At 55.8% G+C, this 18,117-nt stretch carries 17 protein-coding genes and 3 pseudogenes; 13 read left to right on the top strand and 7 right to left on the bottom strand.

Going from position 1 to position 18,117, the window contains the following annotated elements; genetic code table 11:
- Positions 1-89, top strand: a pseudogene (locus BFP92_RS32135) (AraC family transcriptional regulator); the annotation flags it as partial.
- Between the two features lie 79 nt (positions 90-168).
- On the top strand, positions 169-1,113 hold the full coding sequence (locus tag BFP92_RS22705; RefSeq protein ID WP_065931194.1) for a DMT family transporter: 945 nt from the start codon (positions 169-171) through the stop codon (positions 1,111-1,113).
- 27 nt (positions 1,114-1,140) lie between these two features.
- Here the strand turns inward: BFP92_RS22705 and BFP92_RS31445 are convergent.
- From BFP92_RS31445 to BFP92_RS22720, 4 genes and pseudogenes are all read right to left on the bottom strand, one after another.
- A pseudogene (locus BFP92_RS31445) lies at positions 1,141-1,281 on the bottom strand (transposase); the annotation flags it as partial.
- A gap of 54 nt (positions 1,282-1,335) precedes the next feature.
- Complete coding sequence (locus BFP92_RS22710; protein WP_345788657.1) at positions 1,336-2,685, bottom strand: MFS transporter; 1,350 nt, start codon at positions 2,683-2,685, stop codon at positions 1,336-1,338.
- Between the two features lie 208 nt (positions 2,686-2,893).
- Positions 2,894-3,811: a GntR family transcriptional regulator gene (locus BFP92_RS22715; RefSeq protein WP_239694307.1), complete on the bottom strand. Its 918-nt coding sequence runs from the start codon at positions 3,809-3,811 to the stop codon at positions 2,894-2,896.
- A gap of 89 nt (positions 3,812-3,900) precedes the next feature.
- Positions 3,901-5,217 (bottom strand): CitMHS family transporter, encoded by a 1,317-nt coding sequence (locus BFP92_RS22720; RefSeq protein ID WP_065931196.1) that lies wholly within the window; start codon positions 5,215-5,217, stop codon positions 3,901-3,903.
- A gap of 318 nt (positions 5,218-5,535) precedes the next feature.
- Between BFP92_RS22720 and BFP92_RS22725 the strand changes: the two genes are divergently transcribed.
- The 6 genes and pseudogenes from BFP92_RS22725 to BFP92_RS30690 all read left to right on the top strand — a co-directional run.
- Positions 5,536-8,142 carry an aconitate hydratase gene (locus tag BFP92_RS22725; protein ID WP_065931197.1) on the top strand — a complete coding sequence of 869 codons (2,607 nt, stop codon included), beginning with the start codon at positions 5,536-5,538 and terminating at the stop codon, positions 8,140-8,142.
- A gap of 31 nt (positions 8,143-8,173) precedes the next feature.
- Positions 8,174-9,322, top strand: coding sequence for a 2-methylaconitate cis-trans isomerase PrpF (gene prpF, locus BFP92_RS22730; protein ID WP_065931198.1), 1,149 nt, complete (start codon positions 8,174-8,176; stop codon positions 9,320-9,322).
- A gap of 111 nt (positions 9,323-9,433) precedes the next feature.
- Positions 9,434-10,630 (top strand): lactonase family protein, encoded by a 1,197-nt coding sequence (locus BFP92_RS30685; protein ID WP_083221783.1) that lies wholly within the window; start codon positions 9,434-9,436, stop codon positions 10,628-10,630.
- A gap of 30 nt (positions 10,631-10,660) precedes the next feature.
- The gene (locus tag BFP92_RS22745) at positions 10,661-11,365 is read left to right on the top strand and encodes a TerC family protein (protein WP_083221784.1); all 705 of its coding nucleotides are present in this window, start codon (positions 10,661-10,663) and stop codon (positions 11,363-11,365) included.
- A 2-nt stretch (positions 11,366-11,367) separates the two neighbouring features.
- Positions 11,368-12,108, top strand: coding sequence for a transporter substrate-binding domain-containing protein (locus BFP92_RS22750; protein ID WP_065931200.1), 741 nt, complete (start codon positions 11,368-11,370; stop codon positions 12,106-12,108).
- Positions 12,099-12,592: pseudogene (locus BFP92_RS30690) on the top strand (thiamine pyrophosphate-dependent enzyme); the annotation flags it as partial. The gene BFP92_RS22750 and the pseudogene BFP92_RS30690, both read left to right, overlap by 10 nt.
- Here BFP92_RS30690 and BFP92_RS22760 read toward each other — a convergent pair.
- On the bottom strand, positions 12,593-13,162 hold the full coding sequence (locus BFP92_RS22760; RefSeq protein ID WP_065931239.1) for a TetR/AcrR family transcriptional regulator: 570 nt from the start codon (positions 13,160-13,162) through the stop codon (positions 12,593-12,595).
- A 140-nt stretch (positions 13,163-13,302) separates the two neighbouring features.
- Between BFP92_RS22760 and BFP92_RS22765 the strand changes: the two genes are divergently transcribed.
- On the top strand, positions 13,303-14,004 hold the full coding sequence (locus tag BFP92_RS22765; RefSeq protein WP_065931202.1) for a glutathione S-transferase: 702 nt from the start codon (positions 13,303-13,305) through the stop codon (positions 14,002-14,004).
- 249 nt (positions 14,005-14,253) lie between these two features.
- On the opposite strand, the gene BFP92_RS22770 is transcribed toward BFP92_RS22765, so the two are convergent.
- Positions 14,254-15,165, bottom strand: a complete 912-nt coding sequence (locus BFP92_RS22770) for a LysR family transcriptional regulator (RefSeq protein ID WP_065931203.1) — start codon at positions 15,163-15,165, stop codon at positions 14,254-14,256.
- Between the two features lie 133 nt (positions 15,166-15,298).
- On the opposite strand from BFP92_RS22770, the gene BFP92_RS22775 reads away from it, so the two are divergent.
- Positions 15,299-16,024, top strand: a complete 726-nt coding sequence (locus tag BFP92_RS22775) for an SDR family oxidoreductase (protein ID WP_065931204.1) — start codon at positions 15,299-15,301, stop codon at positions 16,022-16,024.
- A 165-nt stretch (positions 16,025-16,189) separates the two neighbouring features.
- On the opposite strand, the gene BFP92_RS22780 is transcribed toward BFP92_RS22775, so the two are convergent.
- Positions 16,190-16,408, bottom strand: coding sequence for a hypothetical protein (locus BFP92_RS22780; protein WP_065931205.1), 219 nt, complete (start codon positions 16,406-16,408; stop codon positions 16,190-16,192).
- 218 nt (positions 16,409-16,626) lie between these two features.
- Here BFP92_RS22780 and BFP92_RS22785 point away from each other — a divergent pair, with 218 nt between their 5' ends.
- From BFP92_RS22785 to BFP92_RS22795, 3 genes are read left to right on the top strand one after another with little or no spacing between them, the layout of a single operon-like run.
- The gene (locus BFP92_RS22785) at positions 16,627-16,848 is read left to right on the top strand and encodes a PLDc N-terminal domain-containing protein (protein ID WP_065931206.1); all 222 of its coding nucleotides are present in this window, start codon (positions 16,627-16,629) and stop codon (positions 16,846-16,848) included.
- A gap of 12 nt (positions 16,849-16,860) precedes the next feature.
- Positions 16,861-17,376, top strand: coding sequence for a hypothetical protein (locus BFP92_RS22790; protein ID WP_065931207.1), 516 nt, complete (start codon positions 16,861-16,863; stop codon positions 17,374-17,376).
- Positions 17,377-17,385: 9 nt separating this feature from the next.
- Positions 17,386-17,829, top strand: coding sequence for a DUF421 domain-containing protein (locus BFP92_RS22795; RefSeq protein ID WP_065931208.1), 444 nt, complete (start codon positions 17,386-17,388; stop codon positions 17,827-17,829).
- Positions 17,830-18,117: the final 288 nt, after the last annotated feature.

Consider the following 18,117-nt stretch of genomic DNA (forward strand, 5'->3'; position numbering starts at 1 on the left):
GCGACCAGGCATCGCTGACCCGTGCCATGCAGCGCGTGAGGGCCACGACCCCGGCGGTTTATCGTAAAACGCAAAAACAGTCTGGGTAAAAAATCCCGTAGTTACCGACAATACTCCCCGAATCAGTTGCTCCAGACTTTACCCATAACGCTTTGGAGCGCGGATGAAATGTTTGCTGACCGATTACTGCTAAAGGGCATTGTCTACGGAGTTTGCGCGGGCCTGTGTTGGGGAGTGATCTTCCTCGGCCCCCAGCTCACCCCGGGGCTGAGCGGACTGCAATTCGCCGTTCTGAGATTTCTCTGCTACGGCGCGATTTCGGTGGCCTTGCTTATGCCCCGCTGGAGGCGCGTTTGCGCCAATCTCACTATCGCCGACTGGAAGTCACTCTTCTGGCTTAGCCTGATTGGGAACCTCATTTACTACACGCTAGTGGGCACCGGTGTGCAGTTGGTTGGCATTGCCACAACGTCTCTGATCGTCGGACTCATTCCCGTGTTCGTCACGCTGGCAGGTCGTCATGACGTCAACGCAATTTCTTTGCGCAAGCTAACTCCCTCGCTGTTCTGCGCTGTGGGCGGGGTCGTACTCATCAGCTGGCACGCACTGATCAACGGCGACAAGCCAGATATACTGACAAACGTGGCCGGAATTCTATGCGCAGCGGGCGCGTTAGTGACATGGAGTTGGTTCGCAGTGAGCAACGCTCGGCGGCTGGCTCAGGTAACCAGCGTTTCCGCCCATGACTGGGCACTGCTGACAGGGGTCATGACTGGCGCTCAGTCACTGCTTTTGGCGGTACCTGTCCTGGGCTGGCAGGTCGGAACGCATGACAACTCCGAATGGCTACACTTTGTCATGGTAGCCGGTGGCGTAGCGTTTTTATCTTCGGTTGTGGGTAATGCGTGCTGGAATCAGGCGAGCCGACTTCTACCACTGGCACTAAGCGGACAAGTGCTCGTGATTGAGACGTTAGCGGCGCTGGTTTTTGGATTTCTATGGGAGCATCGGCTGCCCGACTCACATGAAATTGCGGCGATTGCGCTTCTGGTCACCGGTGTCGTGTGGTGTCTGAATTGTCATCGTACTCCCCGTCACTCTCCGGCTGTTTAACTCGTACAGAGATGCTATAGCGACAGGAATACTGACTGCCCCGTCATCGATGTAGCGTGATAGCGCTGCCCAGCGTTTCAGGCTGTAATCGAGTGCTCTGCTGATGGCTGAGCCTTCGGGCAGCAGATCGCGCTGGGCGCTCATCCAGGCATGGAGGATGTTCATCACCAGCGCCCTTCAGGCGCTGTATGAGAACGGTGCGAGAACTGATAGATCGAAATCTTAAGCTATTTGTGGAGTTAGAAGCTCGGTAGCCCGCTGGTTCTCAGGAATCATCGGCGTCCTGGTCATGCTCAGCGTCACAATTGCACCAGTTACTAGCAGTCCACCTGCAATGGCGAACGCCCAGTTGTAGCTTCCGGTTTCGTTGATGACATAGCCAGTCACAACGGGCGCCAACATGCCGAAAATGTTACCGCCCACCACGACAAATGCCATCGCCCGGCCCACATCGCCCGAGCTTGGGAGCATGTCGTTGAGCAAAGAGAAGTTCAACGATGTGGTCGAAGCGATGCCTGCCAAGGTGAGGGAGAAAATCAACACCAGGAGGGCGATGTTGTCGGCAAACGGGATCAGCAAAATGCAGCTTGCGATCAGCATGGTCAGGGCGATGACGTTACGACGTTTGCCAGAGGCGGCACCACCGCCGTTCTTGAGATACTGGTCGCTCAACTTGCCGATCACAATGCACAGCACCACGGCGGCTGCGTAAGGAATGGCTGTGAACAGACCGCTCTTGGCAATGGTCAGGTGTTTTACTTCTTGCAGGTAGCTCGGTAGCCATGTCAGGAACAGATACTGCGTGTAGACGTTGCAGCCTTGAGTGATAGCCAGGCCCCAAAGGGTCGGAGTTTTCAGCAGTTTTTTGAGGCCATAGGCCGCCGTTGCGGTATTGCCGGTTGAAGTGGTGGCGCGAGTGGCAACGATGTGTTCGCGCTCGTCTTTCGCAAGCCACTTCACCTGCTCAGGCTTGTCGTAGAAGAAGTACCACACCACTAGCCAACTAAACCCGATGGCGCCCGCGATCACGAAAGACAAACGCCAGCCGAATGCTGCAACCAATGCAGCGAGTACCACTGAACAGATCGCTGGGCCCGCATAAGAGCCGCTGTTGAAGATAGCGGTGATGGTGCCGCGCTCCGTGCTCGGAATCCATTCACGAATGACCTTGGCACCCACCGGGTTGCTAACCGATTCGCCGGCGCCCATGACTAGCCGTGCAGCCAACAGACTGGCAAAGCTGGATGCTGCACCTGTGAGTGCCGTTGCCAGAGACCAGATGAAAATACCTAAGCCGCCGACGCGTTTCACGCCGTACCTATCAATCAGCAGGCCGACCGGAATCAGGAAGAGCGCATAGCTCCAGATGAAGGACGAGAATAGGTAGCCCATCCCGACTGATGTGAGATGAAACTCTTCTGCGATGGGTTTGGCCGCAATGGAAAGCGCGATGCGATCCATGTAATTGACCATGGCCAAGGAGAATAGGAAGACGGCTATCCAGCCTCTACGGTATGACATGTGTTCACCATTATTCTGATTGTGGTGTGTGCGTAACCGAGCTTCAGGCATGGCGTTGTGTTCAGGCGGACACGTATGCGAGAGCTCGTTTCTTTGCAGGGCTCAAAGTGTACTTTGTAATGATATAAGTCAATCTGTGTTTTCTGAAAAACAGATGGAACCAGACGACTGACGTGAGGCGTCGATGGCGATCGGCGGGCAGGAAAGAGCGCACGTGACCTAGACAGGTCGCGTGACAACTCCAGGGCAGGCGTTGGGCTTATTCGAAGAGAGCGGGGTCGACTTTGTGGCGTCTTGCCTGTTCCAGATGGCGTCGCATTTGATCAGCGGCTGCCAGTCGGTCGCCCCGTTCCAGGCACTCCAGAATCGCCAGGTGTTCTTCGGCTTGGCCTTTACGGGGTGTACGTGCGCTTGCCTGCCGGTATTCAACGAGCCGGCGTAGTTGGTCGAGGCGACGTACGGTCTGCTGTAGGAAGCGGTTGCCTGAACATGCCGCCAGAGTCTCGTGGAACAGAGAGTTGGCCTCAAACAACTCCTGTGCCGTCATCGTCAGATACCCACCATTGGCAATGAATTCCTGCTGCCGACGACAGGCCGCCAGGGTTTCGCGATCAAGCTGAAATGTCGGTGACAGAAGGCCGGAAGGCTCAATGGTGGCGCGGAAGGAGTAGCTTTCTTCATAGGCTTCGACAGAGTCGATCATCGGCAGCAGACGCCATCCCTGACCCGCACGCTGTTCGACCCAGCCTTCTTGCTGGATACGGGACAGTACGGCTCGCAGCGCTGCCCTGGAAACGTCAAACTGGCGCATAAATTCGATCTCAGTAAACAGCTCAGGAAGCTGTCTGCTCAGTCGCAGCTCTGCAAGTTTCAGGTAAAGAGGATCGTCGCTGTTTCCCATGACCTCAGAGACGAGATCACCCAGATCATCGCTCGCGCGGGCTAGGAAAAAACCTCTGTTGCGGTCATAGGTCAGCATGCCTTTTTCGACCAGATGGCCCATGGCGAACTTGACCGGCGTGCGCGACACATTGAGCGTCGTAGCCAGCTGGGACTCGACCAGGTGATGACCAACAGGGAAGCGTTCACGACGTACGTGGGAGACGATGTCACGCGCAATGCGTGCTTGCAGTGGGCTTAGAGGCATAGGATCGGGAACCAGAAAGAGCTGAACCACAGAGCTGCCATTCTAGCGCGTCGTGCCATGCAGCGGCAGAGACCACTCTTCTGATCTCCGCCGATGTGTTTTGAACGCGCAATATCTGTTCAGCGAACCTGATAGAACGGGAAAGCGCCGAACAGTACGCCCCCTAGGAACAATCCAAAGCTTGCTAGAATCGCCCACTTCAGCGCGAATCGCTGGTGATCGCCCAGGTCGACCTTGGCCAAGGCGACCAGCAAATAAAGCGAGGGCACGAGAGGACTCAATAAGTGAACCGGCTGGCCAACAACGGACGCGCGCGCAATTTCCAGTGGTGTAATGCCGTACTGGGCAGCGGTCTGAGCAATGACTGGCAGGATCCCGAAGTAGAACGCATCGTTCGACATGAAAAAGGTGAACGGCAGGCTCACCACGGCAGTGAATACTGCAAGAAATGGCCCGAAGCTCGGCGGAATCACGTACAGCAGGCTTTTGGCCATTGAGTCCACCATGCCGGTGCCGGACAGGATTCCAGTGAAGATACCTGCAGCGAAGATGACAGCCGTTACCGCCAGTACGTTGGCTGCGTGAGCTGCAATGCGGGCTTTTTGATCCTCGATTGTTGGGTAGTTGAGCGTGATCGCGATGGCAAAGCCGACCATGAACAGTATCTGGATCGGCATAGTGCCCAGCACTAGGCATGTGATGAGGGTCAGCGTCAGGATGAGGTTCGGCCAGAACATTTTCGGACGTCGGTTACCGTCACACTCTTCAGCAGAACCGGTACCCAGCGCCATCGATCCGTCGTGGAAATCGTCCAGGTGAATGATGCCAAGACGCGCACGCTCCTTTCTTCCCAGAATCAGGGCGGTGAACACCAGGCAGGCAGCACCGATCAGCATCCCAGGGATCATCGGAACAAAGATGTCCATGGCATCAACATGCAAGGCAGCGGCTGCGCGCGCGGTAGGGCCACCCCACGGGGAGATGTTCATGATGCCGCTGGCGATGTTGACCAGGCACGTCATCCCCAGAACGCTCATCCCCAGTCGCTGATAAAGCGGCAGAAATGCTGCACACGCAATCATGTAGGTCGTTGAGCTATCACCGTCCAGCGACACCAGCATGGTCAGCACGGCAGTACCGACCAGAACCTTCAAAGGGTCGCCTTTCACCAGCTTCAGGATGAAGCGCACCAACCCATCGAAAAGCCCTGCGTCAATCATGATCCCGAAGTACAGGATCGAGAACGTCAGCATGACGCCGGTAGGGGCCAGCGTTTTCACGCCGTCGAGCATCATCCCGCCCAAACCTGCGTAGTGCCCGCCAATCAGGGCGAACAGGATGGGGATCAGGATCAGAGCGATCAACGCCGAAAGGCGCTTGGTCATGATCAGGTACATAAAACAGATGACCATCGAAAAGCCAAGGATTGTCAGCACGGTCGAACTCCCTTTTTTCTTGTATTTGTAGGGCACCTGGCAGCCTGACAGCTGCAAGGTAGCCGGCGTGATTCAGGTCGAGACAGGCTCGATGCGCAAGGGAGGTTGAACGGATCGGGTGTGCGCAAGCTGGATCATGGTGGGCCTCATTTTCTTATGTTTATTTTTTTGAACCGTACCTGCCTGGCTGAGCGCGAAGAGGTACGTCCGATTTCGGTGGTGGGGTGAATCGGATGAATCAACATTGACCTATATCATTACAAAGTGCAATATTGCCCTCGCAAAAACATTGCTTGTACAGCCTGTGAGGATTAGCCAATGCCTGAGTCAAAGGGTCAAATCGTTTCCGCCAACGGGATCGAGTACCGTGTCAGCGACATTCGTGGGGTCGTGACTGACCTGGGCGGTGATTACGCAAAGCTGCCCTACAGCCTGCGAATCCTTGCCGAGAACGTTTTGCGCGGGGAGGCTGACCCTGAAGCCGCGCTCAAAGTCATCTGCGCCCGCTCCAAAGAATTCGATATCCCTTTCCGACCAGCCCGTGTTGTCCTGCAGGATCTGCTCGGTACGCCTGCGTTGGTCGACCTCGCCGGGCTGCGTGATGCTGTTGCCGAGAAAGGTGGCAATCCACGCCTGGTCAACCCTGTCACTCCAACTCACCTCGTCGTGGATCACTCGCTCAACGTCGAGCGTTGGGGGGATGCCAGCGCACTTGCCGATAACGAAGCCATCGAGCGTGAACGCAATGCCGAACGTTTTCAGTTCCTGGACTGGTGCAACAAGGCGTTCAGCAATTTGTCGATTATTCCTTCGGGCAAGGGCATCCTTCACCAGATCAACTTGGAGCGCCTGACTACGGTCGTGGGGACTCAGCGTCGTGACGGCGAGCTGTGGGCATTCCCGGATACATTGGTCGGCACCGACAGCCACACCACTATGATCAATGCCATTGGCGTGTTGGGCTGGGGTGTAGGCGGTATCGAAGCTGAAGCGGCAATGCTGGGTAAATCGTTGATGCTGCGTTTACCGGAGATTGTCGGCGTACGTCTGGAAGGCACGTTGCCTCAAGGCTACTTGGCAACGGACATCGCACTGGCGCTCACTGAGCAACTGCGCAAGGCTGGCGTGATCGGTTCATTCCTGGAATTCTTCGGCCCTGGCGTACCACAACTGTCGCTGGCTGATCGTGGCACTTTGTCCAACATGGCGCCTGAGTTCGGCGCAACCGCGGCGATGTTCGCGATTGATGATCGTACTCTGCATTATTTGCGCATGACGGGTCGTGGCGGTCAGATTTCCGGCCTGACTGAGGCTTATGCTCGCGCTCAAGGCCTGTGGCATGACAGCCTGGGTGAGGCTGAGTACAACCGCGTCGTAACGCTGAATCTCAGCTCTGTTGCGCGTTCAATTGCGGGGCCCAAGCAACCACACCAACGAATTGTATTGGGTCAAAAAGCACCAGCGACCAACCTTCCAGTTGGCTTGGACAACGGCTCGGTCGTCCTCGCGGCTATCACCAGCTGCACTAACACTTCTAACCCACGCGGCGTGATCGCCGCCGGGTTGGTCGCGCGAAACGCACGTAAACGTGGCTTGAAGCGTGCTCCTTGGGTCAAGACGTCCTTTGCACCTGGCTCGATGGTCGTTTCTGATTACCTCGAACGTTCCGGGCTCAACGAAGATCTCGACGCATTGGGCTTCAACCTGGTCGGTTACGGCTGCACCACCTGTAACGGTATGTCGGGGCCACTGCTGAGCCCTGAGATCGAAGCAGAGATCCGTAGCCGCAAGCTGGAAACCGTGGCAGCGACCTCCGGCAATCGTAATTTCGAAGGTCGGGTTCACCCACTGGCTCGCGAAGTCTTCATCATGTCGCCGCCGCTGATTGTTGCTTATGCCATCTCCGGCACCTATTTGATCGATCCGGAGAAAGATGCTCTCGGCCTGGATGACAACGGTGTGCCTGTTTACCTGCACGAGCTGTGGCCAAGTGACGAAGAACTAACACGGATCGAAGCGGACAACCTGACCGCAGACCTCTTCGACAAGGCGTACGAAGATATCCCTCGTGAAGCAGGTTTGATTGCCAGTGACTTGCGTGCAGGCGTCAGCGACCAATATGCCTGGCAGGCCAGCAGTACGTACATCCGCAAACCCCCGTACTGGAGCGACGCGGTCACGGCTACGGATACCCGCAAAGATCTCAGCAATATGCGTGTCCTCGCCATGCTGTCAGACAACATCACCACCGACCACATTTCTCCATCGGGTGCGATCCTGCCGGAAAGTGATGCGGGTCAATACCTGCAGTCCCACGGAATCGCTGTGCCTGAGTTCAACTCCTACGGCACTCGTCGGGGCAACCATGAGGCTGCACAGCGTGCGACCTTCGCAAGTCCACGCCTGAAGAACGAGCTGCTCGAAGATGGTCGCGAAGGTCCATGGACACTGCTGCTGCCCGAGAAAGAAGTCACAACGATTTTCAAGGCTGCTGAGGTCTACGCGGATCGCAAGCAGTCGCTGATCGTCGTTGCCGGTAAGGAATATGGAAGCGGTTCCTCTCGCGACTGGGCAGCCAAAGGCCCACGGCTGCTGGGTGTTCGTGTTGTGGTCGCAGAGAGCTTCGAGCGTATCCACCGCACGAACCTGGCAGGGCTCGGCATCCTTCCGCTGCAGTTCGAGCAAGGTGTCTCGCGTCAAAGTCTCGGTCTGAACGGCCGCGAAACCTTTAGCGTAGAGGGCATCACTGATGACTTCCAGCCAGGCGCCAAGGTCACTCTGGTGATTGAACGCGAAAACGGCGAAACCGAGCGCGTCAGCGTCGTGAGCCGTCTGGATACCTTCGAGGACGTTCGTTACTTGCGCAGCGGTGGTTTGTTGCCGCAGTTGCTGATCGAAAGCATGAAGAACGCATCCGCCAACTGATGCGCCGCTGATTTGTCGTAGGAGATATCAAATGACTCAAAGACGTATCCCGGCCGTTTACATGCGTGGCGGCTCCAGTAAGGGCGTGTTCTTTCTCGACAAGGATCTGCCGCCTGCTGGCCAAGAGCGGGATGCCATCCTTCTTCGTGTGATCGGCAGTCCAGATGTGTACGGCAAGCAGATCGACGGAATGGGTGGTGCTACCTCCAGTACCAGCAAGGTTGTGATCATCGGTCAATCAAGTCGTGAAGATTGCGACGTTGATTATCTGTTCGGGGCTCCGGCCATCGAGACACCGGTTATTGACTGGTCAGGTAACTGCGGCAACCTGAGTTCGGCTGTTGGCCCGTATGCGATCTCTGAAGGCTTGGTGGATGCTCCTCGTGATGGCATCGCCGTTGTCCGTATATGGCAGGCCAATATACAGAAACGAATCATCGCCCACGTGCCGATGCGCAACGGTGAGGTGCTGGAGGAGGGTGACTTCGTACTTGATGGTGTGGCGTTTCCAGCTGCTGAAATCGTGCTGGAGTTTCTCAAGCCTGGCGGGTCGGACGGCAGCATTCTGCCCACCGGTAACGCTGTCGATGAACTGGACATTCCAGGCATTGGCCTTATGCCCGTCACGTTGTTGAACGCGGGTAACCCCACCATTTTCCTTGAGGCTGACCGAGTGGGTCTCAAAGGTACCGAAACTCAGGATCAGGTCAATGGCGATGCCGAGCTCCTGGCGCGCTGTGAAACCATCCGTGCGCATTGCACTGTTGCGATGGGGTTGGCCGCAACCGCCGAAGAGGCAACTCGTCTGCGTCCGCATACGCCCAAGCTTTGCTTTGTGGCCAAGCCTCAGAGCTATCAGGCTGCGGGTGGCAAGTTCGTCGAGCCAGGTGATATCGACGTGATCGCCCGGATCCTGTCGATGGGCAAGCTGCACCACGCGATAACGGGTACTGGCGCAGTCGCGGTTGCTGTCGCGGCTGCTCTTGATGGCACGCTGGTGAATCGTATCGTTGGCGACATTGGGGATCGCCAAGTTCGTATGGGGCATACCGCCGGCAGCGTGGCAGTAGGCGCGAAAACCGTGCTGGAAGATGGTGGCTGGAGTGTGGACAAGGCTGTGATGAGCCGCAGTGCTCGCCGGCTGATGGAAGGTTGGGTACGAGTTCCTGAAGTTCTCTGATTCAGCCCGTGTTCATGTCGGTTTGCGCCCGGCATGAGCACACCGCCCCGTTCAATAATAAAAACAACAGAGAACCATTCCATGAGTTCATCCCAATTCCCTAGGCACTCGATGCCCCGCCGTCAATTCATCCAGCTTTCTGCGCTAGCGGCGGGCGGTGTCTTAGCGGGTGGCTTCACCCTCCCGGCACATGCTGCTTCTACCAGCGATGAAAGTAAAATGACGAATAACAAACCCTCGCGGACCCCTCGGTTTGCTTACGTTGGATCGCGCACAACCAAAGAGCGAAATGCCCGTGGCGTAGGTATTACCGTCTACCGTTATGCGCCTGAAACCGGCGCGTGCACATTGGTTCAGACGCTCAATGATCTGGTGAACCCATCATTTTTGGCCTTCAATCACTCGCAGACCCATCTTTACTGCGTGCATGGTGATCTCAGCGAAGTGAGCTCGTTCGCCATTGACGAGAAGGCCGGTGAATTGACCAGGCTCAATACCGTTGGCACCCAAGGCAAAAACCCCGTTCATCTCAGCGTCGATCCGACCGGTAAGTTTCTGGCTGTTGCAAACTATGCCACTGGCGGCTTTGCGATCTTCCCGATTCAGGATGATGGTAGCCTCGGCGAGCTGGCTCATCTGGAGTCTCTGCCCGGCGAACCTGGGCCCCATAAAGTGGAACAAAGCAGCTCTCATCCACACATGATCCCGTTCGACCCGTCCGGACGATTCCTGGTTATCCCCGACAAAGGGTTGGATGGCGTCTTCGTCTATCGCGTGCAGCAGAACAACGCGAAATATGGTGCTACCCAGGTCAGCATGGTCAAAGCCCGTGAGGGGGCGGGCCCGCGCCATGTGGTGTTTACACCGGCAGGGAAAAACGCTTACGTCGTGAACGAACTCGACAGCAGCGTCACAGGGTACGCCTACGATGCCGATCAAGGTTCGCTCCAGCCTCAGGAGATTATCTCCACACTGCCATCCCACTTCACAGGCAATAGCCGTGCGGCGGCCATCGTGATGGCGCCTTCCGGTAACTATCTCTATGTGTCGAATCGGGGGCAGGACGGCGTGACGACCTTCGCGATAGAGCCAAATGGTGCGTTTGCCGCCAAATCGCACACTGCGTCTCAAGGTCGTAAGCCTCGCTTTATGAATCTCACGCCGGATGGCACGCGCCTGTTTGTTGCCAACGAAGAAAGCGACACCATTGTCAGCTTCGACGTCGATCAGGTTACTGGAGAGCTTGCCGCGAACGGCCAAGTCATCAAGACCGGCAGCCCTGTGTGCATGATCTTCAAAACTATCTGATTGACCGGCCCCTGGCCTTGAGAGCTCATTTTGATCGAACTCATAAACTCGCCAGGGTTCTGGCTGGCCGTGATGCAAATCATCGCCATCGATATTTTGTTGGGCGGCGACAACGCGGTTGTAATCGCGCTGGCGTGTCGCAAGCTCCCCGAAGCACAACGTAATCGCGCCATTATTGGCGGTGCTCTGGGCGCGATCCTATTGCGAATAGGGATGATATTCTTCGCACTTCAGCTGTTGGAATGGCCTTTCCTCAAGCTCATTGGTGCCTTATTGCTCCTCTGGATCGGTATCAAGCTGATGGTTCCTGAGGATGAGGATGCACACGACAACATGACGGCGAGCCCAAAGCTTTGGGGCGCGATCAAGACCATCATCGTTGCCGACGCGGTCATGAGTCTGGACAACGTGGTCGCAGTAGCAGGGGCCTCCGGCGGGCAGATTGAGCTGATGGTCTTTGGTATCGTGATCAGTATCCCGATCATCATCTGGGGCAGCAAGTTGGTACTGCATTTCATGGATCGATATCCGATTGTCATCACCCTTGGAGCTGCATTGCTCGGTTGGATCGCGGGCAGTATGGCGATCACTGATATAAGCCTGCCGGCGGTACCGGCCTGGGCTCATTACGGTGCCGGCATCGTCGGCGTGGCAATAGTATTGATCATCGGAAAATGCATTGTCAGTTCGAATGCAGCTGCGGGTGATAAATCAGAAATAGAGAGGAGAGAGTAGCCGTGGAATTTGATCTTGCCGCCGTACGAAAAGACATCGCTCCACAGGGAAAGCTGCGGGTCGCAATTAACCTCGGTAATCCTGTACTGGCGAAGCTTGACGAGAAGACCCAGGTTTTCTCAGGCGTGTCGGTCGTGTTGGCCAATGCACTCGCTGATGAGCTTGGAATTGCTATTTCACTGACCGCCTATGACGCCGCCGGCAAGGTCTTCGCAGCACTTGAGGAAGGCGCTTGGGATCTTGCGTTTCTCGCCATTGAGCCAGTCAGGGCTGAGAAAATTTCCTTCTCAAACCCCTACGTCTGCATCGATGGCACCTATCTGGTGCGAACGCAAAGCAAGTCTGATCGAGCTTCTGAATTGGACGCGGTCGGCTGCAGGATCGCAGTGGGCAGGGGAGCGGCGTATGACCTGTTCCTGTCCCGGACGTTGAAAAATGCTGAGTTGGTTCGAGCGAACACTTCAGCCGCCGCCGTTGACGAGTTCTTGAAGCTTGGACTCGATGCAGCTGCAGGTGTTCGTCAGCCGCTGGAGCGCTTCGCCCGAAGTACGACAGGCGTCAGGGTGTTGAGTGACAATTTTACGGAAATTCGTCAGGCGATGGCTGTTCCGAAAGGCAGAGCGCTTTCTGCTGAGTACGTCCAGAACTTCATCAATCGCTGTCTGCGCAGCGGACTCGTTGCCAAAGCGCTGGGCGACAGTGGCGAGCCGGATGCGCGAGTTGCTCAGCCCTACGTGGGGTAGACCTAAAAATCATTCCGCGCTTTTTGGGCAATGCGGCGTTGTCGTCTGGTGACTTCGTACATCGTGCCATTTTGGAAATCCGCAATGCCAATGAGGAGCAGATTGCCGAAGGTGGCGACAATAATCGCTTCCCGATCTACCCGCAGCGGCTGGTCGCTGACATTCGCCGTGTACTGCCATCTGAAGGCATCGTAGCGTTGGATAACGGCATCTATAAGGCTTGGAATACGGGAACCCAGACTTCGTCAAATACGCCGAAGCCTACGGCGCCTTTGGTCACCGCGTGGAGAGCGCAGAGGGCCTGGCGCCCCTGCTGGAGCACGGCATCAAGACGCCCGGTGTACACGTCATCGACTGCCCAGTGGACTACTCCGAGAACGACCGCATCCTGAATCAAGCATTTCTGCGCGCTTTCGGAAGCCGTCCCCAAGCGATGCAGAAGGTATTATTCAAGGCGGCCACTGGCCACGGCCCAGACGCGTGATCAAGAGGGGGATGGGATCAGTCCTGATTCCTTATAGCTTTCTATCAAATCATCGAATTGGTGAATGTCCGTGCGCGTTCGCGCAATGAGTTGCGCACCGGCGACGGCCGTGTAGATCGCACGTGCCCGTCGCTCGCGGGAGTACACATCCCCCCATTCAGCGTCTTCCAACACTTGGATCAACCACGCCACGTTTATGTCTGCAAATGCCCTGACTTCAGCCGTAACCTCTTCAGGCAGATCTTCGTATTCGGCTGCCATGAAACTGGAAAGACAAAGTCGGTTAGCATTTTCCAGCGACGTCCGAAAGATTGAAGGAAACAGCTGCAAGCATTCCCACGGATCAGAATGAGTCGTCCGGATTTGTGACAGCGCAGCCGATGTGTCTTCCCAGTAACGGCGAGCAACCGCGGAGCCCAAGGCCGCTTTGCTAGGGAAATGGTAATAGATACTCGCGTTCTTGATGCCGACTTCATCTGCGATGCTTCTGAAATTGATCCCACTATAGCCGTGTAGCTGCGCAGCGGATTTCGCCGCTGTCAGGATAGCTTCCCGTGCGTTTTCGCTCACCTTGCACCTCTCTGATTTCCTGCAGGTATAGGCCAATCCTACTCCAACGTACAGTACCTGCCAATTGACAGGTAGGGTGTTGACAAAGGGAATTCCTGGTCGCAATATTCACCTACCAACTGACAGGCAGGTAGCTGGATATGACTATTGCATCTCAACAAGCTGACGTTTCATCCATCCCACAGATGAAAATCTACGACTGGTTCGACGGCCCTTATCCAGCTCGGGTGCGCATCGCGCTGGCCGAAAAAGGGCTGCTGCCGAAGATTGATTTCGTGTCAGTGAATCTTTGGACGGGCGAACACAAACAGCCTGAGTTTCTGGCAATCAACTACTCAGGAACGCTTCCTGTGCTTGAACTTGCCGACGGGACGTTGATCGCAGAGTGCACCGCGATCACGCAGTACCTGGACACTCTGGATGGCAATCCGTCACTCACCGGAGAGACGCCGTTGGAGAAGGGTCTCATCCACATGATGACCAAGCGCGCAGAGATCGAGTTTCTCGATGCGGTGAGCGTTTACTTCCACCATGCCACCCCTGGCTTGGGGCCAAAGGTCGAGCGCTATCAAAACGCTGAGTGGGGCGCGAAAATGGGCGAGAAAGCCGTACGCGGTATGCGCTATTTCGACAACCTTTTAACGTCTCGGCCGTTCGTTGCTGGCGATAAATTTTCCATGGCCGATATCGCCGTTCTGGGGGGGATGATCTTCGCATCACTGGTGAAGCTTGCGGTTCCAGAGCAATGCGTTGCTCTCAAAGCCTGGCACGCCAAAATGCAGGAACGCCCAAGCGTTCAAACGTGGCGCGCGCTGGTCGAGCAAGGGGCACCGAAGAGCTAAAGAGTTAAGGGTAATGCATCCACCGTAGCGCTATTGGTGGATGTGACTCACTCTTTTTCAAAGAAGGCATGGCGATCAGGGGCGTCTCCCAAAGCAGGGGGAACGCCCCATTTGCTTTGGTTGCCGACTATCAATGGAAGTGGTGAAACAGAGCCACAGTTTCTCCCTCGCACGAGGCAGGAGCCTTGTGGTGGCCATCATACAGCTGGCTTGAGTGATCGAGGGCACCGGGGAAACGAACGGCGGCGATCACTGACGTTCTTGCCCAATGAAATCAACGAATGCCCGTAATGGAGCGGACATCAATCTACTGGAAAAATAGAGCCACGGCCCTTCAAAGGTATCCCACCATTCATGTAGAACTGGCTGAAGATCACCCCGTTGGAAATGCGGGTGCAGCCAGTTTTCGAAGGTTGCGATTATGCCCTTGCCACTTCGCGCCAGATCAATAGCCGCTGCAGCTCCATCGACTCCAATGACCAATCTGCCGGGCGGGTCGACGCTCAGGGTTTCCCCATTCTTTCCAAAGTCCCAACTGACCATTGCTCCGCTGGAATAGCGTAGACGGATGCAATCGTGATTCATCAACTCACTTGGATGTGAGGGGATGCCGCGCGACGTTAGATAGGACGGGGCGGCAGCCAAGGCAAGTTGCTGCAACCTTGGTCCTATGGGAACGGCAATGGTGTCCTGCGCAAGGTGTTCCCCATAGCGTATCCCGGCGTCGCAGCCTGCTGCGGTAACGTCTACAAGGCGATCTTCGACCATTATCTCGATCCGAACTTCTGGATAGCGTGCGAGAAAGCGATCAATGAGTGGCGGTAGGATGTCTACCATGACCGCGCCTGTCACGTTCAACTTCAACGCGCCTCGCACGTCTTGAAGGGAACTGGCGACATCTGCGAACACTGCTCTCATTTCTCCGAGAAGCGGAGTCATTCGCTCTGCCAGCTCAAGCCCTGCCGCCGTCGGGACAACGCTTCGAGTGGTACGGATGAGCAGGGGAACGCCCAAGCCCGACTCCAGCGCAGAGATCCGTTCGCTCACGGTTGATGGCGACAAGCCAAGCCGCTTGGCTGCCGTCCGAAAACCTTTTTCGTGGAAAACCGCAAGAAAAATCGATAGGTCATCCAGAGAGCATTGATCAATATTGTTCGCCATAGCGATCAGACTATTCGGATTCAAACGGGTTATCAATCATCCGCACGCGCGATACAAAGAGTGCGTACACGCTATGCGCTCCAGTCGAGCGTGTTGTTGATAGACCTCAACGGATAGCCAATGGAGTTCTGCAATGAGCCAAAAAAACGTACTTATCACCGGTGCGAACAAGAGTATCGGGTTCGAAACCGCCCGTGAAATGGGCATGCTGGGTTATCGAGTTTGGCTAGGTAGCCGCGACGAAAGTCTGGGTACGCTTTCCGTATCCCGACTGTTGGCCGATGGTATAGATGCCCGCTTGGTCATCCTTGATGTGCGCGACATCGATAGCATTAGGGCGGCGTCTGAACGGGTTTTGGAGGAAGACGGCAAGCTGGACGTCCTTATTAACAATGCGGGTATATCAGGCGCTCAACCCATCGCACCCAGTGAGCAAGACATTGGCGACATCCAGAATGTTTACGACACCAACGTGTTTGGGCCGATCCGGGTTACTCAAGCCTTCCTTCCTCTTCTGAAAGCAGCGCAGAAGGCCTGTGTGGTGATGGTGAGTAGCGGGTTGGGTTCGCTGACCTGGACTTCTGATCCAGCACATCCGTACTCTCGGGTCGATGCGATGGGTTACAACAGTTCAAAATCTGCGTTGAATGCGGTAACCATTGCATTTTCCAAAGAGTTCGCTGCTTTCGGCATCCGCGTGAACGCCGTTGACCCAGGCTATACCGCCACCGATTTTAATGGGCATTCGGGCTACCGGACAGTGGCCCAGGCAGCTTCGGGTATCGTGTGGCTAGCCTGTCTTGATTCGTCGGCCATCACTGGCAAATTCTTTTTTGACCAAGAAAGTGCACCGTGGTGATTGAAACCTTTTGTTAGGGCCTACGGACGGGAAAGATCGCTTGAATCAAGCGCCCTCTAATTTCCACCATCATCGCTAATGATCGAGCTCGGTAAGTGAGTTGGCCGGACGCTCACCGGCTCTCCGAATGTTGGGTAACGGTATTCTGTAGGCGGCCCCGATCGGTCAGAAACAGAGATGTTCAATCGCTTCATGGAAAAGCGCTTCGGCTTTGCCGCGAAGTCGCAGATATTCATCAAACATTTCGCTATCGAAATCAGGGTGCTCCAACAATTCGAATGCGCTTTTGCTTAGGGCATTGGCCTCGTTGAAAAGCTTTTGATTCTGCTCCATGGCCAACTGGCGGCAGGCCATCATTGTGGTGTGGGTGTTGTTGTATCGCATGGCTTAAATCCTTCGTCAGCAGGTCTCTCTGGTTGTGTGACCCGCTTGCAAAGCCGCCGTATCAAATTGGTTCTTCCTGAGATATCGATTAATTCAGCGATTCAGCTGCGCCTGAATTATCGCCTTTTTAGATCGACGCTTCGCCATTTCAAAAAATATGAACCTCATCGCCGCGCCTCAAACCTAACAACTTATAACCAGTAACCGGGAGGTGCGTCATGCAAGTGACCTATTTTTGGATTGGCCTGATGGTCATTCTGTTGTTGCTGGACTTATGGGTCCTCAATAGCGTCTGGCGTAGCGATAACAGCACGGCCAGCAAGGCGGGTTGGACGGCGTTGGTCGTGGTATTACCGTTTGTGGGGTTGGCTATTTGGGCGATTGCGGGTCCGCGCGGCATCACCAAAGGCCCGTCCTCTCCAGAACACAGTAAGGGTTGATCAAGGGGCCGTATGAAGGAGCCTGTTCATCGGGACCTGCACAGTCGCAATTACCCCGTCGATGAAGACATGGTTTTGCAACGCAAGGTCTGGCGTTTCGAGCGATGGGGCTGGTACGGCTTGGTTGTGCTGATTGGGCTCACCTTGGCAGGACTGTTCTCCAAAGGCCCCCTGAGCAGTGCAGAGGCACGCAGTGCCGATGGACAACTGCGGGTCGAGTACCAGCGGTTCCTGCGCAATGGCTCTTCCGATGAGTTGATCGTCCATCTTCAGGGCAAACCCCGCGAACCGGTTGAAGTCGAAATCAGTGGCGAATTGTTGCGCGGCTTTGAAATTGAAATGCTTCAACCGCAGCCACTCAAGGCGAGTGCCGCAGGCGAGGGCGTAAGGCTGTGGGTGCTCAGCGACGACGCAGGGCAGGCGATCGTGCACCTGACGGTGCACAGCGATGGTGTGGGCACTTTTACGACGCGCGTTTCGCTGCCAACCGGCGCCTCATTGGGTTTCTCACAGTTCATCTATCCCTAGGGGGGCATCATGGATTCGGTGTTACGGGCAGCTGCTATCTACCTGGTGTTGATGATCCTGTTCAAGATCGCCGGCCGGCGTTCGCTTGCGGAGCTGACCACTTTCGACCTGGTGCTGTTGATGGTGATTGGCGAGGCGACCCAGCAGGCGTTGCTGGGCGATGACTTTTCGCTGACCAATGCGGTGCTGGTGATCGCAACGCTGATTGCAATAGACATTGGTTTCTCACTGGGCAAACAGCGTTCACGCTGGTTTTCCCGCCTGCTTGATGGCGGCCCGACGATAGTCGTCGAGCATGGCAATGTGCTCCATGAGCGCCTCAAGCGTGCGCGGTTGGATGAAAGCGATATTCTTGAAGCCGCTCGATCCGCTCAAGGCATCGTGGAGATCAATCAGATCAAATTCGCGATCCTTGAGCGCAACGGAAAAATTTCCGTCATTCCTTCTGAATAGATCCAGACTAACGCCGTAAGAAACACAGTTTTTCGATGAGATCAATCAACGACTCGTGGGCGACCGGTTTGCTGAGCGTCCGCTATCAACCGGGTTCGGCGGCGTGATCATGCTCGCCGCCGCCGGCCAGTTCCTGCTGTTGTTGCTGTTCTATTCAGGGCTTTACCGGCACCGGGGCTGGGTACGCCTGTTTGGCTGGGTGTACCTGCTGTAAAGGTCGTGCTGCATATCAGTGATTGAGGAGGCGTCATGAGGGAAACATCCAAACCGCACACCTCGGGGCATACC

It is taken from the genome of Pseudomonas sp. 58 R 3 (assembly GCF_900006605.1).
GTDB lineage: Bacteria > Pseudomonadota > Gammaproteobacteria > Pseudomonadales > Pseudomonadaceae > Aquipseudomonas > Aquipseudomonas salomonii.

Excerpts from the sequence above, each read along its gene's own strand:
- BFP92_RS22705 (WP_065931194.1), top strand. The coding sequence starts at position 169 with ATGTTTGCTGACCGATTACTGCTAAAGGGCATTGTCTACGGAGTTTGC.
- BFP92_RS22710 (WP_345788657.1), bottom strand. The coding sequence starts at position 2,685 with ATGCCTGAAGCTCGGTTACGCACACACCACAATCAGAATAATGGTGAA.
- BFP92_RS22725 (WP_065931197.1), top strand. The coding sequence starts at position 5,536 with ATGCCTGAGTCAAAGGGTCAAATCGTTTCCGCCAACGGGATCGAGTAC.
- prpF (WP_065931198.1), top strand. The coding sequence starts at position 8,174 with ATGACTCAAAGACGTATCCCGGCCGTTTACATGCGTGGCGGCTCCAGT.
- BFP92_RS30685 (WP_083221783.1), top strand. The coding sequence starts at position 9,434 with ATGCCCCGCCGTCAATTCATCCAGCTTTCTGCGCTAGCGGCGGGCGGT.
- BFP92_RS22765 (WP_065931202.1), top strand. The coding sequence starts at position 13,303 with ATGACTATTGCATCTCAACAAGCTGACGTTTCATCCATCCCACAGATG.
- BFP92_RS22770 (WP_065931203.1), bottom strand. The coding sequence starts at position 15,165 with ATGGCGAACAATATTGATCAATGCTCTCTGGATGACCTATCGATTTTT.
- BFP92_RS22775 (WP_065931204.1), top strand. The coding sequence starts at position 15,299 with ATGAGCCAAAAAAACGTACTTATCACCGGTGCGAACAAGAGTATCGGG.
- BFP92_RS22780 (WP_065931205.1), bottom strand. The coding sequence starts at position 16,408 with ATGCGATACAACAACACCCACACCACAATGATGGCCTGCCGCCAGTTG.
- BFP92_RS22785 (WP_065931206.1), top strand. The coding sequence starts at position 16,627 with ATGCAAGTGACCTATTTTTGGATTGGCCTGATGGTCATTCTGTTGTTG.
- BFP92_RS22790 (WP_065931207.1), top strand. The coding sequence starts at position 16,861 with ATGAAGGAGCCTGTTCATCGGGACCTGCACAGTCGCAATTACCCCGTC.
- BFP92_RS22795 (WP_065931208.1), top strand. The coding sequence starts at position 17,386 with ATGGATTCGGTGTTACGGGCAGCTGCTATCTACCTGGTGTTGATGATC.